This is a genomic window from Nocardioides maradonensis (assembly GCF_054777115.1).
On sequence record NZ_BAAHAZ010000004.1, the window covers coordinates 294,093 to 308,582 of the forward strand.

The 14,490-nt window shown below is 69.7% G+C and carries 16 protein-coding genes; 12 read left to right on the forward strand and 4 right to left on the reverse strand.

What is annotated here, in order from left to right; all coding sequences use genetic code 11:
- Positions 1–30: 30 nt before the first annotated feature.
- Positions 31–636 (reverse strand): class I SAM-dependent methyltransferase, encoded by a 606-nt coding sequence (locus ACYVAQ_RS06640; RefSeq protein ID WP_460787705.1) that lies wholly within the window; start codon positions 634–636, stop codon positions 31–33.
- Complete coding sequence (locus tag ACYVAQ_RS06645; RefSeq protein ID WP_460787706.1) at positions 629–919, reverse strand: DUF2530 domain-containing protein; 291 nt, start codon at positions 917–919, stop codon at positions 629–631. The genes ACYVAQ_RS06640 and ACYVAQ_RS06645 overlap by 8 nt, the downstream gene beginning before the upstream one ends.
- A 71-nt stretch (positions 920–990) precedes the next feature.
- On the opposite strand from ACYVAQ_RS06645, the gene ACYVAQ_RS06650 reads away from it, so the two are divergent.
- The 9 genes from ACYVAQ_RS06650 (at position 991) to ACYVAQ_RS06690 (ending at position 10,175) form a co-directional block, all read left to right on the forward strand.
- Positions 991–2,442, forward strand: coding sequence for an NCS2 family permease (locus tag ACYVAQ_RS06650; RefSeq protein ID WP_460787707.1), 1,452 nt, complete (start codon positions 991–993; stop codon positions 2,440–2,442).
- Between the two features lie 78 nt (positions 2,443–2,520).
- Positions 2,521–2,946: a MarR family winged helix-turn-helix transcriptional regulator gene (locus ACYVAQ_RS06655; protein WP_460787708.1), complete on the forward strand. Its 426-nt coding sequence runs from the start codon at positions 2,521–2,523 to the stop codon at positions 2,944–2,946.
- Positions 2,947–2,986: 40 nt separating this feature from the next.
- The gene (locus ACYVAQ_RS06660; protein ID WP_460787727.1) at positions 2,987–4,309 is read left to right on the forward strand and encodes an MFS transporter; all 1,323 of its coding nucleotides are present in this window, start codon (positions 2,987–2,989) and stop codon (positions 4,307–4,309) included.
- Between the two features lie 153 nt (positions 4,310–4,462).
- Positions 4,463–4,834 carry a 30S ribosomal protein S12 gene (rpsL, locus tag ACYVAQ_RS06665; RefSeq protein ID WP_460787709.1) on the forward strand — a complete coding sequence of 124 codons (372 nt, stop codon included), beginning with the start codon at positions 4,463–4,465 and terminating at the stop codon, positions 4,832–4,834.
- Positions 4,835–4,836: 2 nt separating this feature from the next.
- A complete protein-coding gene (gene rpsG, locus ACYVAQ_RS06670; RefSeq protein WP_460787710.1) occupies positions 4,837–5,307 on the forward strand; it encodes a 30S ribosomal protein S7 in 471 nt (156 codons plus the stop codon).
- Between the two features lie 77 nt (positions 5,308–5,384).
- Complete coding sequence (gene fusA / locus ACYVAQ_RS06675) at positions 5,385–7,505, forward strand: elongation factor G (RefSeq protein WP_460787711.1); 2,121 nt, start codon at positions 5,385–5,387, stop codon at positions 7,503–7,505.
- Between the two features lie 81 nt (positions 7,506–7,586).
- Entirely contained in the window at positions 7,587–8,780 is a 1,194-nt protein-coding gene (tuf, locus tag ACYVAQ_RS06680) for an elongation factor Tu (RefSeq protein WP_460787712.1), read from the forward strand.
- A gap of 341 nt (positions 8,781–9,121) precedes the next feature.
- A complete protein-coding gene (locus ACYVAQ_RS06685) occupies positions 9,122–9,778 on the forward strand; it encodes a LuxR C-terminal-related transcriptional regulator (RefSeq protein WP_460787713.1) in 657 nt (218 codons plus the stop codon).
- A 40-nt stretch (positions 9,779–9,818) separates the two neighbouring features.
- Positions 9,819–10,175 carry a response regulator gene (locus ACYVAQ_RS06690; protein WP_460787714.1) on the forward strand — a complete coding sequence of 119 codons (357 nt, stop codon included), beginning with the start codon at positions 9,819–9,821 and terminating at the stop codon, positions 10,173–10,175.
- 172 nt (positions 10,176–10,347) lie between these two features.
- Here the strand turns inward: ACYVAQ_RS06690 and ACYVAQ_RS06695 are convergent, their stop codons facing one another.
- A complete protein-coding gene (locus ACYVAQ_RS06695) occupies positions 10,348–10,791 on the reverse strand; it encodes a VOC family protein (protein ID WP_460787715.1) in 444 nt (147 codons plus the stop codon).
- A 16-nt stretch (positions 10,792–10,807) separates the two neighbouring features.
- Complete coding sequence (locus ACYVAQ_RS06700; protein WP_460787717.1) at positions 10,808–11,245, reverse strand: helix-turn-helix transcriptional regulator; 438 nt, start codon at positions 11,243–11,245, stop codon at positions 10,808–10,810.
- A 41-nt stretch (positions 11,246–11,286) separates the two neighbouring features.
- Here ACYVAQ_RS06700 and trmB point away from each other — a divergent pair, with 41 nt between their 5' ends.
- The 3 genes from trmB to ACYVAQ_RS06715 all read left to right on the forward strand — a co-directional run bounded on the left by trmB (position 11,287) and on the right by ACYVAQ_RS06715 (position 14,397).
- Positions 11,287–12,009 (forward strand): tRNA (guanosine(46)-N7)-methyltransferase TrmB, encoded by a 723-nt coding sequence (gene trmB / locus ACYVAQ_RS06705; RefSeq protein ID WP_460787718.1) that lies wholly within the window; start codon positions 11,287–11,289, stop codon positions 12,007–12,009.
- A 199-nt stretch (positions 12,010–12,208) separates the two neighbouring features.
- Positions 12,209–13,567 carry a PhoH family protein gene (locus tag ACYVAQ_RS06710; protein ID WP_460787719.1) on the forward strand — a complete coding sequence of 453 codons (1,359 nt, stop codon included), beginning with the start codon at positions 12,209–12,211 and terminating at the stop codon, positions 13,565–13,567.
- Positions 13,568–13,728: 161 nt separating this feature from the next.
- Positions 13,729–14,397: an aggregation-promoting factor C-terminal-like domain-containing protein gene (locus ACYVAQ_RS06715; protein ID WP_460787720.1), complete on the forward strand. Its 669-nt coding sequence runs from the start codon at positions 13,729–13,731 to the stop codon at positions 14,395–14,397.
- Positions 14,398–14,490 lie beyond the last annotated feature (93 nt).

A 14,490-nucleotide genomic window follows, 5' to 3' on the forward strand; every position in this document is an offset into this window, starting at 1 on the left:
GGTCGCGCAGCGACCGTCACGAGACCTCGCTCAAGGGCGCGCCAGGACCCACACGGCGTACTCGTCGTTGACCGGCTCCAGCGCGTACCCGCCGAACCGGTGCTGCACCGCCAGCCCGGCCGCCTCGACGTCCGCGACGAACTCCTCCGGCGCGTAGACCCGGGCCGTCGAGGGGCCCTGCGTCAGGTGGAAGCCGACCAGGATCCGGCCGCCCGGCGCCAGCAGCGAGCCCATCCGCTCCAGGCACGCGACCTCGGTTCCCTCGGCGACGAAGGTGATCACGTTGCCCACGCAGACCACCAGGTCGAACGGGCCGAGGTCGGCCGGTAGCGCCAGGATCTCGGCGGGCAGGACCTCCAGCTCCGGATAGGTACGGCGGGACTGCTCGACCAGCTCCGGGTCGGGCTCGGCCGCGAGGACCCGGTGCCCACACCCCTGCAGGTACGCCGCGATCCGGCCCATCCCGGAGCCCACGTCCACGATCCGCGCACCACGGCCCACCAGCGCGTCGGCCAGGCGTCCCTCGCCGACGATGTCGACGCCGTCCTCGACCAGCCGGGCGAAGCGTCCCGCGTAGCCGGAAGCCGCAGTGTCCTTGCCGAGCGCCCACCGGGTGGGCGGCAGGGCCTCACCCATCAGCGGCGTCGCGCGCGGCCCGGAAGGCCTTGCGGCGCTTGCAGTACTCCATGCCGAGCAGGCCGAGCCCGACCCCGGCCAGGCACATCCAGAGCAGCCAGGTGCGCCCCTCGGTCTGCAGCCGGCCGTAGAACGGCAGCAGCGCCACGAACGCGAGCGCGAACAGGGCCGTCCCGACCTGCACCGTGCGCACCCCGTCGACGTCGAGCGGCTCGACCGGCGCGATCAGGTAGGTGCGCTTGCCGATCTCGTGCTGGGTCGGCTGTTCGTCGCGCAGTTCCACGCCGCTCACGTTACCGCGACGCAACGCCCGGGCCTCGCCGTCGTACGACGTTGCTGACATGCTCAGCCCTCGTGAGCGACTTCACCACCACGGCGCCGACGAACGTCCTCGAGCGCCTCTTCCAGATCCAGCAGCGTGGTTCCACGGTCGGACGCGAGATCCGCGGCGGCATCGTCACCTTCTTCACGATGGCCTACATCATCGCGCTGAACCCGGTGATCATCGGCTACGCCAAGGACCTCCACGGCAACTACCTCGGTGGCGGCTCCTCGGGTCCGCACATCGCCATGATCGCCGCGGCCACGGCCCTGGTGGCCGGCGTGATGTCGATCCTGATGGGCCTGGTCGCGAACTTCCCGCTGGCCATCGCCACCGGGCTGGGCCTCAACGCCTTCGTGGCCTTCTCCGTCGCGAGCCAGATGACGTGGGCCGACGCGTTGGGGCTGGTCGTGATCGAGGGCCTGATCATCCTGGTGCTCGTCCTGACCGGCTTCCGGACCGCGGTCTTCCGGGCGGTCCCCGCCGAGCTCAAGGTCGCCATCTCGGTCGGCATCGGCCTGTTCATCGCGTTCATCGGCTTCGTCGACGCGGGCTTCGTCGGCGGCGGGGTCGGTACGCCGGTCCAGCTCGGCGCCACGGGCTCGCTGACCGGCTGGCCGGTGTTCACCTTCCTCATCGGCCTCGCGCTGGTGGTCGTCCTCTGGGTGCGCAAGGTCAAGGGCGCGATCCTGATCTCGATCGTGGCCACGACCGTGCTGGCGATCGTGATCGAGGCGATCGGCGACTTCGGGCGCAAGTCGGCGGACAACCCGGGCGGCTGGGGACAGAACGTCCCGAAGCTCCCGCACGACGTGGTCAGCACCCCCGACCTGGGCACCTTCGGTCACTTCAACCTGCTCGGCTCCTTCCAGCACGCCGGCGTGGTGACGGCGCTGCTGCTGCTCTTCACGCTGGTGCTGGCCGACTTCTTCGACCTGCTCGGCACGATGACCGCGATCGGCGCCGAGGCCGGCCTGCTCGACGACAGGGGAATGCCGCCCCGCTCGCGCAACATCCTGGTCGTCGACGCGCTGGCCGCGTCGGCCGGGGGTGTCGGCGGAGTCTCGTCCAACACGGCCTACATCGAGTCGGCCTCCGGCGTCGGCGAGGGCGCCCGCACCGGTCTGGCGTCGGTCGTCACCGGCCTGCTGTTCCTGCTCGCGATGCCGTTCGCCGCGCTCGTGGACGTGATCCCGAGCGAGGCCGCGGTCCCCGCGCTGGTCCTGGTCGGGTTCTTGATGATGCAGCAGGTCAAGGGGATCGCCTGGGACGACCTCGAGGTCGCGATCCCGGCCTTCCTCACGATCGTGCTGATGCCCTTCACCTACTCGATCACCACCGGCATCGGGGCAGGCTTCATCGCCTACGTGCTGATCAAGCTGGTCAAGGGCAAGGCCCGCGAGCTGCACCCGCTGCTCTGCGTCGTCGCGGCGCTCTTCGTCGTCTACTTCGCGATCCACCCGATCACCGACTGGCTCACCTGAGCGAGGAGGGCCGCGCCGGCGGGCTCGGCCCTCTCTTCGGCCCTTTACTTAGCAAAGGTAATGAGTTATGCTAACGACATGCCTGACACCGGACTCGTCTCGGAGCTCCGCAGCGGGGTGATGCGGCTGCGCCGCCGACTCCTCGCCGAGCGCGACCCCGCCAACGAGCTGAGCTTCGGCGCGATGGCCGTCCTCGGCGCGCTGTACCGCAAGGGCGACCTGACCGTCGGCGCGCTCGCCGCCCACGAGCGGGTGCAGCCGCCGAGCATGACCCGTACCGTCAACTGCCTGGTCGAGGGTGGGTACGCCGAGCGCACACCCCACCCGACCGACGGCCGTCAGGTCGTGGTCGGCCTGACCGAGAAGGGTCGCGCCGCCCTGCTGGCCGACCGTGCCCGGCGCGACGAGTGGCTCGCCGTACGTCTCGAGGCCCTCGACCCCGAGGACCGCGAGGTCCTCCGACGCGCCGCCCCGATCCTGCAGGCCCTCGCCGAGAGCGACTGAGACCCCCGAAGGAGTCACCACGAGCCCCACGTTCCGCTCCCTGTCCCACCCCAATTACCGCTTGTACCTCGCCGGCAGCATCGTGTCGAACATCGGCACCTGGATGCAGCGGGTCGCCCAGGACTGGCTGGTGCTCTCGCTGCCCGGCAACGGCGGCACCGAGCTCGGCATCACCACGGGCCTGCAGTTCCTGCCCATCCTCCTGCTCTCCCCGTACGCCGGCGTGGTGGCCGACCGCTTCCCGAAGCGCCGTCTCCTCCAGCTCACCCAGGCCACCATGGCCGTCGCTGCGCTGGCCCTCGGCACCACCGCCGCCGCGGGTGCCGCGCAGACCTGGCTGGTCTACCTGCTCGCGTTCGCGCTCGGCCTCGGCGCCGCCTTCGACGCCCCCGCCCGCCAGGCCTTCGTCTCGGAGATGGTCGGGCCGGAGGACGTCACCAACGCCGTCGGCCTCAACTCCGCCTCGTTCAACAGCGCCCGGATCATCGGCCCGGCGGTGGCCGGCGTGCTCATCGGTGCCCTCGGCGGCGGTGCGCGCGCCACCGGCTGGGTGATCCTGCTGAACGCGGTCTCCTTCCTCGCCGTCATCGTGCAGCTGCAGCGGATGGACCCGCGGGCGCTGACCGGCCGCCCCTCGACCCGCCCCGCCAAGGGCATGCTCCGCGAGGGCGTCGCCTACCTGCGTGGCCAGCCCAAGCTGCTCATGGTCCTGGTCATCGTCTTCTTCGCCGGCACCTTCGGCATGAACTTCCAGATGACCTCCGCGCTGATGGCGACCCAGGTCTTCGGCAAGGGTGCGGGGGAGTACGGCCTGCTCGCGTCCGCCCTCGCCGTCGGCTCCCTGTCCGGCGCGCTGCTGGCCGCCGGTCGCCGCCGGATCCGGCTGCGGCTCATCGTCGGGGCCGCCCTCGCCTTCGGCCTCGCCGAGATCGTCGCCGGCCTGCTGCCCAGCTACCCGGTCTTCGCGCTCTGGTGCCCCCTCATCGGGTTGAGCACCATCACCATGCTCAACTCCGCCAACGCCACCATGCAGCTCGAGTCCGATCCCGCCGTCCGAGGTCGGGTGATGGCCCTCTACTTCACCGTCCTGGCCGGCGGGACCCCCATCGGATCACCTGTGATCGGCTCGATCGGGGCCCACTTCGGGGCGCGCTGGACCCTGCTCGTGGGCGGTGTCCTGGTCATCGTCGGCATCGGCGTCGCCCTGCTCGTCCGGAGGTACGCCGAGGCCCGGATCGCCCGCCTCGCCGAGCGCGCCGCCACGCCTGCTCCGAGCGGTGCCTCGAGCACCGATCTGAGCGGCGATCTGAGCGTGGTTCCCGCGGGGTCAGGCGATTTGGCCGTCGACCTCGCCACCGACTAATCTCGTACCTCGTGTCTGGCCACAGACACGTTGCGCCTGCCCTCCGGTGGTTCCCTCCGCCTGAGACGCGCGTGCGGCACAGCATCAAGCATCACCTCCGAGCCCGACAAGGCGTCGGGCCGTGACGAGCAAGCCAGAAAGGGAACCACCAGAGTGCCCACCATTCAGCAGCTGGTCCGCAAGGGCCGCCAGGACAAGGCGTCGAAGACCAAGACGCCTGCCCTGAAGGGATCTCCGCAGCGCCGTGGCGTCTGCACCCGCGTCTACACCACCACCCCGAAGAAGCCGAACTCCGCCCTCCGGAAGGTCGCCCGCGTGCGCCTGTCCTCCGGCGTCGAGGTCACCGCCTACATCCCGGGTGAGGGTCACAACCTCCAGGAGCACTCGATCGTGCTCGTCCGCGGCGGTCGTGTGAAGGACCTGCCCGGTGTCCGTTACAAGGTCATCCGCGGCGCGCTCGACACGCAGGCCGTGAAGAACCGTAAGCAGGCGCGCAGCCGCTACGGCGCGAAGAAGGAGAAGTAAGAATGCCTCGTAAGGGCCCCGCTCCGAAGCGCCCGCTCGACGTCGACCCGGTCTACGGCTCGCAGCTGGTCACCCAGCTCGTCTCCAAGGTCCTCAAGGACGGCAAGAAGCAGGTCGCGCAGCGCATCGTCTACAGCGCCCTCGAGGGCACCCGTGAGAAGACCGGCACCGACCCGGTCATCACGCTGAAGCGCGCGCTCGACAACGTCCGTCCGGCCATCGAGGTCAAGTCCCGCCGTGTCGGTGGCGCGACCTACCAGGTCCCGATCGAGGTCAAGGGCACGCGTGGCACCACGCTCGCGCTGCGCTGGCTCGTCGGCTACGCCTCGGACCGTCGCGAGAAGACGATGTCCGAGCGTCTGATGAACGAGATCCTCGACGCGAGCAACGGCCTCGGTGCCGCTGTGAAGAAGCGCGAGGACACCCACAAGATGGCCGAGTCGAACAAGGCCTTCGCCCACTACCGCTGGTGACCTCCGGTACGGCGGGGCCCACCCGGCTCCGCCGTACCTCACCTGCCCATCCCAATACCTAAGGAACGCTGACTCACGTGGCAGTCGACATCACGACGGATCTCAACAAGGTCCGCAACATCGGCATCATGGCGCACATCGACGCCGGCAAGACCACCACCACCGAGCGCATCCTGTTCTACACCGGCATCACCTACAAGATCGGTGAGGTCCACGAGGGCGCAGCCACGATGGACTGGATGGAGCAGGAGCAGGAGCGCGGCATCACGATCACGTCGGCCGCGACGACCTGCTGGTGGAAGGGCCACCAGATCAACATCATCGACACCCCCGGGCACGTCGACTTCACCGTCGAGGTGGAGCGCGCGCTCCGCGTCCTCGACGGCGCCGTCGCCGTCTTCGACGGTGTGGCCGGTGTCGAGCCGCAGTCGCAGACCGTGTGGCGCCAGGCGAACAAGTACGCCGTCCCGCGGATGTGCTTCGTCAACAAGCTGGACCGCACCGGTGCCGACTTCTACCGCGTCGTCGACTCGATCGTCGAGCGGCTCAACTCCACCCCGCTGGTGCTGCAGATCCCGATCGGTGCCGAGGCCGACTTCATCGGCGTCGTCGACCTGGTCGAGATGCACGCCAAGGTGTGGCGCGGCGAGACCCAGATGGGTGAGGACTACACCATCGAGGAGATCCCCGCGGACCTGGCCGACAAGGCCGCCGAGTACCGCGAGAAGCTCGTCGAGACCCTCGCCGAGGCCGACGACGACATCATGGAGACCTACCTCGAGGACGGTGACGTCTTCGACGTCCCGACCCTGAAGGCCGCCATCCGTCGCGCGACCCTCGCCGACAAGCTCAACCCGATCCTCACCGGCACCGCGTTCAAGAACAAGGGCGTCCAGCCCCTGCTCGACGCCGTCGTCGACTACCTCCCGTCGCCCGTCGACGTGGACTCGATCGTGGGCCACAAGCCGAACGACGAGTCCGAGGAGGCCGTCATCGAGCGCAAGCCGTCCGACACCGAGCCGTTCTCGGGCCTCGCGTTCAAGATCGCGTCCGACCCGCACCTCGGCAAGCTGATCTACGTCCGCGTCTACTCGGGCAAGCTCGAGGCCGGCGCGACCGTCCTGAACGCCTCCAACGGCAAGAAGGAGCGGATCGGCAAGGTCTACCAGATGCACGCGAACAAGCGTGAGGAGATCGCGTCGGTCGGCGCCGGCCAGATCGTCGCCGTCATGGGCCTGAAGGACACCAAGACCGGTCACACGCTCTGCGACCCGCAGAACCCCGTCGTGCTCGAGTCGATGACCTTCCCGGCCCCGGTGATCGAGGTCGCCATCGAGCCGAAGACGAAGTCCGACCAGGAGAAGCTCGGCGTCGCCATCCAGCGTCTCGCCGAGGAGGACCCGACCTTCGTCGTCAAGACCGACGAGGAGACCGGCCAGACCATCATCGCGGGCATGGGCGAGCTCCACCTGGAGATCCTCGTCGACCGGATGAAGCGCGAGTTCAAGGTCGAGGCCACCGTCGGCAAGCCGCAGGTCGCCTACCGCGAGACCATCCGCGGCACCGTCTCGAACCACAGCTACACGCACAAGAAGCAGACCGGTGGTTCGGGTCAGTTCGCGAAGGTCGTCGTCTCGCTCGAGCCGAACATCGACCCCGAGACCGGCACCGGTGCGGGCTACGAGTTCGTCAACAACGTGACCGGTGGTCGCGTTCCGCGCGAGTACATCCCGTCGGTCGACCAGGGTGGCCAGGAGGCCATGGAGTTCGGTGTCCTCGCCGGCTACCCCATGACCGACGTGAAGTTCTCCCTCGAGGACGGCGCCTACCACGACGTCGACTCCTCGGAGCTCGCGTTCAAGATCGCTGGTCTGCAGGCGTTCAAGGAGGCCGCTCGCCAGGCGAAGCCGGTCCTCCTCGAGCCGATGTTCGCGGTGGAGGTGACCACGCCGGAGAGCTTCCTCGGCACGGTCATCGGCGACATCAACAGCCGTCGCGGCCAGATCCGCGCGCAGGAGGAGCGTCACGGCGACATCGTCGTGCAGGCCCTCGTGCCGCTGTCCGAGATGTTCGGGTACGTTGGCGACCTGAGGTCCAAGACCTCTGGCCAGGCGTCGTACTCGATGGAGTTCGACTCGTACGCCGAGGTTCCCACGAACATCGCCGACGAGATCATCAAGAAGGCGCGCGGCGAGTGACCTTCGGGTCCCTCATCCCTGTGCCCTCGGCGCACCACCCTTTCAGTACGAGTCAAGTAACAATCCCAGGAGGAGCCAGCAATGGCTAAGGCCAAGTTCGAGCGGACCAAGCCGCACGTCAACATCGGCACCATCGGTCACATCGACCACGGCAAGACCACGCTGACCGCGGCGATCTCGAAGGTCCTGCACGACAAGTACCCGGACCTCAACGAGGCCTCGCCGTTCGACCAGATCGACAAGGCTCCCGAGGAGCGCCAGCGCGGTATCACGATCTCGATCGCGCACATCGAGTACCAGACCGAGGCGCGCCACTACGCCCACGTCGACTGCCCGGGTCACGCCGACTACATCAAGAACATGATCACCGGTGCCGCCCAGATGGACGGCGCGATCCTGGTCGTCGCCGCGACCGACGGCCCGATGCCGCAGACCAAGGAGCACGTCCTCCTGGCCCGCCAGGTCGGCGTTCCGTCGATCGTCGTCGCCCTCAACAAGTGCGACATGGTCGACGACGAGGAGCTCATCGAGCTCGTCGAGATGGAGGTCCGTGAGCTCCTCTCCGAGTACGAGTTCCCGGGCGACGACATCCCGGTCGTGCGCGTTGCCGCCTTCCCGGCGCTGAACGGCGACGAGAAGTGGGCCGAGTCGGTTGCCGAGCTCATGTCGGCCGTCGACGAGTACATCCCGACCCCGGCGCGTGACACCGACAAGCCCTTCCTCATGCCCGTCGAGGACGTCTTCACGATCACCGGTCGTGGCACCGTCATCACCGGTCGCATCGAGCGCGGCATCGTCCGGGTCAACGAGGAGGTCGAGATCGTCGGCATCCGCGAGACCTCGCAGAAGACCACCGTCACCGGTGTCGAGATGTTCCGCAAGCTGCTCGACGAGGGCCAGGCGGGCGAGAACGTCGGTCTGCTCCTCCGTGGCACCAAGCGCGAGGACGTCGAGCGCGGCATGGTCGTCATCAAGCCGGGCACCACGACCCCGCACACCAACTTCGAGGCGAACGTCTACATCCTCTCGAAGGAGGAGGGCGGCCGTCACACGCCGTTCTTCAACAACTACCGTCCGCAGTTCTACTTCCGGACCACGGACGTGACGGGCGTCGTGACCCTGCCCGAGGGCACCGAGATGGTCATGCCGGGTGATAACACCGAGATGTCGGTCGAGCTCATCCAGCCCATCGCCATGGACGAGGGCCTCCGCTTCGCGATCCGTGAGGGTGGCCGCACCGTCGGTGCCGGTCGCGTCACCAAGATCGTCAAGTAGTTTCAAAAACGCCGCGTCCCGCTCAGCCCTTCGGGCTGGGCGGGCGCTGCGTTTTTGGCGGCCTCCGGGGTCGAGCGTGTCGCCGCTGATCGCTCTCTCGCCGGGTCGGGCAGCCCCGGTCGCTCCTTCGTCGCTCCCGGGTTGCCCGACCCGGCCTCGGTCGCGGCGGCGCCACGCTGCCGACCCCTCCGGCCGTCGCGGTTGTCCTCCGTAGGTCCTGCCTTGGTCTGGCGGCAAGACCTGGGTGCCTCGCGCCGGTCAGCTGGTCGATCGGCACGACCTCCGCGGCGAGACTTGGCGATTCCGGGTCGTCGCCGTGCGCTGCGCCCTAGCATCGGGGCGTGATCAGGGTGGCGATTGCCGAGGACTCGCTGCTCGTGCGGGAGGGGCTGGAGCGGCTGCTCGAGCGTGATCCCGGGGTCGAGGTCGTCGGCAGCTGCGGGGACCTGGCCGCGCTGGAGGAGCTGGTCGCCTCGCAGGAGCCGGACGTCCTGGTGACCGACGTGCGGATGCCGCCGGGGTTCAGCGACGAGGGGATCCGGGCCGCGGTCGGCTTCCGGGCCACGCGGCCCGCGATGGGGGTGGTCGTCCTGTCCCAGTACGCCGAACCGGCGTACGCGACCGCGCTGCTGGCCGGCGGGAGCGCCGGGCGCGCCTACCTGCTCAAGGAGCGGGTCAGCGAGCCGGGGCAGCTCGCGGAGGCCGTGAAGGCCGTGGCGGCCGGCGGCTCGGTCGTCGACCCGCACGTGGTGGAGGCGCTCGTGACGCCGCAGCAGTCCTCGCCGATCGGCAGCCTCACCCCGCGCGAGGTGGAGGTCCTCGACCAGGTGGCGCAGGGCAAGAGCAACGCCGCCGTCGCGGCGGCGCTCTTCCTCAGCGAACGGGCCGTCGAGAAGCACATCAACGCGCTCTTCCCGAAGCTGGGCCTGCTGCCCACGCCGGACGTCAACCGCCGCGTCGCGGCGGTGCTGCTGCACCTCTCGGAGCGGGGAAGGTAGCACCCTTCCCGGTGGCCGGTCCGCCGTGGAGGCTGGAGGGATGGTTGAGGTCCTCATCGTCGACGACCAGCTGCCGTTCCGGCAGGCGGCGCGCTCCCTGGTGGCGGTCGTCGGCGGATGGCACGTGGTCGCCGAGGCCGAGACCGGCGAGGCGGCCGTCGCCGCCGTCGACCGGCTGCACCCCGACCTGGTGCTGATGGACATCAACATGCCCGGCATCAGCGGGATCGAGGCGACCCGGCGGATCACCGCCGCGCACCCGGGGACGACGGTCGTCCTGCTGTCGACGTACGGCGTCGGCGACCTTCCCGAGGACGCGCTCAGCTGCGGAGCGTCGACGTACGTCCGCAAGGAGGAGCTCACGCCGAAGGTGCTCCGCGAGCTTGCCCCGGCCTAGCCCTTCCGCTCGGCCGGCGGTTCGCGGCCCGAGCCGCCGCCGTCGCCCCCCACAGCGTCGACGCCGGCGGCCCGGAGGTCTCCATGCAACCCGTTCGAGGCGCCGGGCGGCCACCCGGTCAGGACCACCATCGGTGGGGGTGCCAGCACCCCTTGCGACGGCGGCGAAGGGCTCACTCGATCGTGGCGCCCTCGAAGTCGGCGGGCGTGTACTCCTTGGGCTCGACGAGCACCAACCAGTTGCCCGAGTTGTCGCGGATCAGGGCCTCGACGCCGTACGGGCGGTCGGCCGGCTCCTGCAGGAACTCCACGCCCCGGGCGCTGAGGACCTCGAAGGTCTTCCGGCAGTCCTCGACGTTCAGCCCGACACCGGGCAGGCCGCCCTCGGCCTGGGCGCGCCTCATCGCGGCGACCAGGTCGTCCGACATCGGCGGGCCGGGCAGGGCCAGGTGGACCTGTAACTCGGGCTGGTTGGGGTGGACGACGGTGACCCAGCGGTAGTCGGGCCCGAGCTGGATGTCGTCCTTGGCCTCGAAGCCGAGGACGTCGGTGTAGAAGGCGAGGGACTCGTCGATGTCCTGCACGAAGACGGACACCAGGCTGATGTTGGTGATCATGCGATGAACCTAGGTCTCAGCCGTCCGTGCTCGCTTCTCCTGGATTGCGGCGCTCGACGAGGCCGGCCATGAAGACGTAGCAGCCGGGGATCCGGGGCGTGCCCTCCGCGGCGTACCGGGCCTGGAACGCGCTGGGCGTCTCGCCCGTGATCTCGGTGAACCGGGTGCTGAACGAGCCGAGCGAGGAGTAGCCCACGGCGTAGCAGACCTCGGTCACCGTCAGGTTCGTGGTGCGCAGCAGGTCCTGGGCCCGCTCCACCCGACGCTCGGAGAGGTACGCCGCCGGCGTGCGCCCGTAGACCTTCGCGAAGCTGCGCAGGAAGTGGTACTTGCTGATCCCTGCCAGCCGGGCGAGCTCGTCCAGGTCGGCGCCCTCGACGAAGTGGCGGTCGAGGTGGTCGCGGGCGCGGCGCAGGTGGATCAGCAGGTCGCCCGGGACCCGTCGCTGCTCCACGACTCTGAACGTAGCCGAAACCCCCGTAGGATCGGCCGGTCATGAACCACCAGCTGCCGCCGGCCCGCCCGCACCACAAGCTCACCGAGGACGGTCGCCCGGTGCGCGAGATCCTGACCTACTCGCGTCGGGGCAGCCGGTTCAGCGCCACGCAGGAGGCGGCGTGGACGGCGTACGCCGACGCCTTCGTCATCCCCGACGAGGCTGTGGACGACCCCGGCTTCTCCTGGGCCGATGCGTTCGGGCGCGAGGCGCCGCTCGTGGTCGAGATCGGCGGCGGGATCGGCGAGGCGACGGCCGCCCTCGCAGCGACTCGTCCGGACGTGAACGTGCTCGCGCTCGAGGTGTGGCGGCCCGGTGTCGCCGAGGGCCTGGGCCGGGTCGGGAAGGCCGGCCTGAGCAACGTCCGCTTCTGCAGCGTGGACGCGGTCTGGTTGTTCGAGACCCGGATCGCGCCGGACAGCGTCGCGGAGCTGTGGACCTTCTTCCCGGACCCGTGGCACAAGAAGCGGCACCACAAGCGGCGGCTGGTCACCCCGCCGCACGCGGCGCTGATCGCCTCCCGCCTCGCACCGGGTGCCGTGTGGCGCCTCGCCACCGACTGGCTGGAGTACGCCGAGCAGATGGTCGAGGTCCTCGACGCCGAGCCGCTGCTCGAGGGCGGGGTCACGGAACGGTGGGACGAGCGCCCGCTGACCAAGTTCGAGCGCAAGGGGATCCGGGCGGAGCGGACCATCACCGACCTCGCCTACCGCCGGATCTGAAACCGGAAGTTCACCCACGCGGACGGGCGTGTCGCCCTTGCTGGTTGCGCGACCGGCGTACCTTCACGATCAGTGGCCGGTGGGGAAGCCGGTCGCCATCGGGAGGCCCGACGTGATGATCCACGGAAGCGCAACCCGGTCCGTCTACCAGGGATAGGGCCGGGGCGGCCCTGGGTCGCGCGGTCCGGTGAGGTGAGTCGTGGCGAACACGAAGGCACAGCCCGCAGCGCGCAAGACCCGCACGAAGGGTGGTACGCCGAAGCGGCGTACCTACGTCCTCGACACCAGCGTCCTGCTGGCTGACCCCGGGTCCTTGCGCAGGTTCGCCGAGCACGAGGTCGTGCTGCCGGTGGTGGTGATCACCGAGCTGGAGGGCAAGCGGCACCACCCCGAGCTCGGGTTCTTCGCGCGCGGGGCGCTGCGGATCCTCGACGAGCTGCGCGTGGAGCACGGCCGGCTCGACACCGCCGTACCGATCGGCGACGAGGGTGGCACGCTGCGCGTCGAGCTCAACCACACCGACCCGGCGACGCTCCCGTCCGGGTTCCGGCTCGGCGACAACGACACCCGCATCCTCGCCGTCGCACGCAACCTCGCGAACGAGGGGCACGACGTCACCCTGGTCTCCAAGGACCTGCCGCTGCGGATCAAGGCGTCCGCGGTGGGCCTGGTCGCCGAGGAGTACCGCGCCGAGGCGATCTCCGACTCCGACACCGGCTACACCGGTATGGCCGAGCTCGAGGTGGCCGCCAGCGACATCGACGAGCTGTACGACGACGGCACGCTCGACCTCGAGTCGGCTCGCGACCTGCCCTGCCACACCGGCCTGGTGCTGCTGTCCGACCGCGGCACGGCGCTCGGCCGGGTCGGACCGGACAAGCAGGTGCACCTGGTGCGCGGCGACCGCGAGGCGTTCGGCATCCACGGCCGCTCCTCGGAGCAGAAGATCGCCCTGGAGATGCTGCTCGACCCCGAGGTCGGCATCGTGTCGCTGGGCGGCCGCGCCGGCACCGGCAAGTCCGCGATGGCGCTGTGCGCGGGTCTCGAGGCGGTGATGGAGCGCGGCCAGCACAAGAAGGTGGTCGTCTTCCGGCCGCTGTTCGCGGTGGGCGGCCAGGAGCTCGGCTACCTGCCGGGCAGCGAGCAGGAGAAGATGTCGCCCTGGGGGCAGGCCGTCTTCGACACGCTCGGCGCGCTGACGTCCAACGACGTGGTCGAGGAGATCATGGCGCGCGGGATGCTCGAGGTGCTGCCGCTGACCCACATCCGCGGACGCTCGCTGCACGACGCCTTCGTGATCGTCGACGAGGCGCAGTCCCTGGAGCGCAACGTGCTGCTCACCGTGCTCTCCCGGATCGGCGCCAACTCCAAGGTGGTGCTCACCCACGACGTCGCCCAGCGGGACAACCTGCGGGTCGGGCGCCACGACGGCATCGTCGCGGTGGTGGAGAAGCTCAAGGGCCACCCGCTGTTCGCGCACGTCACGCTGACCCGGTCCGAGCGGTCGCCGATCGCGGCGCTCGTCACCGAGATGTTGGAGAACCTGAGCCAGGTGTGATCGCTGGGACCGGTGTGTCCGGAGTGACCCGGACACACCGGTCCGGTGATTTGCAACCCCCTCCGCCCGTCAGGCAGGGTGGAGCGATCGTCAGGGGCCGGTTGCGATACCGCCCGACTCGGACTGACGATGAGCCTTGTCGCCCAGCCAGGAACTGAGCATTGTCGAACTCCAACTGCCCCGCGCCCAAACACCGCGGAGCTCCTCGGCATGCCCATCTGGCCGAAGCTCCCAAGCGAGCCGCCCGCAACACCCTGGTCCTGTCCTCGGTCGCGCTCGCGGTCACCGGTGTCTCGGTCGGCGCAGGCATGCTGGGCAAGGACGCGGGCGCGCAGGGCGCGGCCGACCTGAGCGGGTCCCTCGTCGCCGAGGGCTCCACGCTGAGCACCACGTCGACGACCGGCGCTGCGCCCGTCGTACGGGCCCCGGAGCTGTCGCGCAGCGACGCCCGCCCGACCGCTGACCCCTCGAAGCTGGCCGCGGTCGTCGACGACAAGCCGGCCGCGATCACCGAGTCGCGCACGCTGTCGCAGGCCGACCCGCACGACATCGCCAAGGCGCTCCTCGCGCAGTTCGGCTTCAGCAGCAGCCAGTACGGCTGCCTGGAGTCGCTGTGGAACCGCGAGAGCGGCTGGAACGTGCACGCGGCGAACCCCTCGGGCGCCTACGGCATCCCGCAGTCCCTCCCCGGCTCGAAGATGGCGTCCGCCGGCCCCGACTGGCAGAACGACGCCGCCACCCAGATCAAGTGGGGCCTGGGCTACATCCAGGACCGCTACGGGTCGCCGTGTGGTGCCTGGGGCCACTCCCAGGCCACCGGCTGGTACTAGGGCGTGTCTGCTAAATCGCGGTCGTCAGGTCGGTGATTGTTGACCTATGTCGCGTGTTGAGGTGTTGAACGACGCCCAGTGGGCCCGGATCGA

Bases quoted from the DNA above. Each gene is read 5' to 3' on its own strand.
- trmB (WP_460787718.1), top strand. From the start codon at position 11,287: ATGAACCACCAGCTGCCGCCGGCCCGCCCGCACCACAAGCTCACCGAG.
- ACYVAQ_RS06640 (WP_460787705.1), bottom strand. From the start codon at position 636: ATGGGTGAGGCCCTGCCGCCCACCCGGTGGGCGCTCGGCAAGGACACT.
- ACYVAQ_RS06695 (WP_460787715.1), bottom strand. From the start codon at position 10,791: ATGATCACCAACATCAGCCTGGTGTCCGTCTTCGTGCAGGACATCGAC.
- rpsG (WP_460787710.1), top strand. From the start codon at position 4,837: ATGCCTCGTAAGGGCCCCGCTCCGAAGCGCCCGCTCGACGTCGACCCG.
- ACYVAQ_RS06655 (WP_460787708.1), top strand. From the start codon at position 2,521: ATGCCTGACACCGGACTCGTCTCGGAGCTCCGCAGCGGGGTGATGCGG.
- ACYVAQ_RS06690 (WP_460787714.1), top strand. From the start codon at position 9,819: ATGGTTGAGGTCCTCATCGTCGACGACCAGCTGCCGTTCCGGCAGGCG.
- tuf (WP_460787712.1), top strand. From the start codon at position 7,587: ATGGCTAAGGCCAAGTTCGAGCGGACCAAGCCGCACGTCAACATCGGC.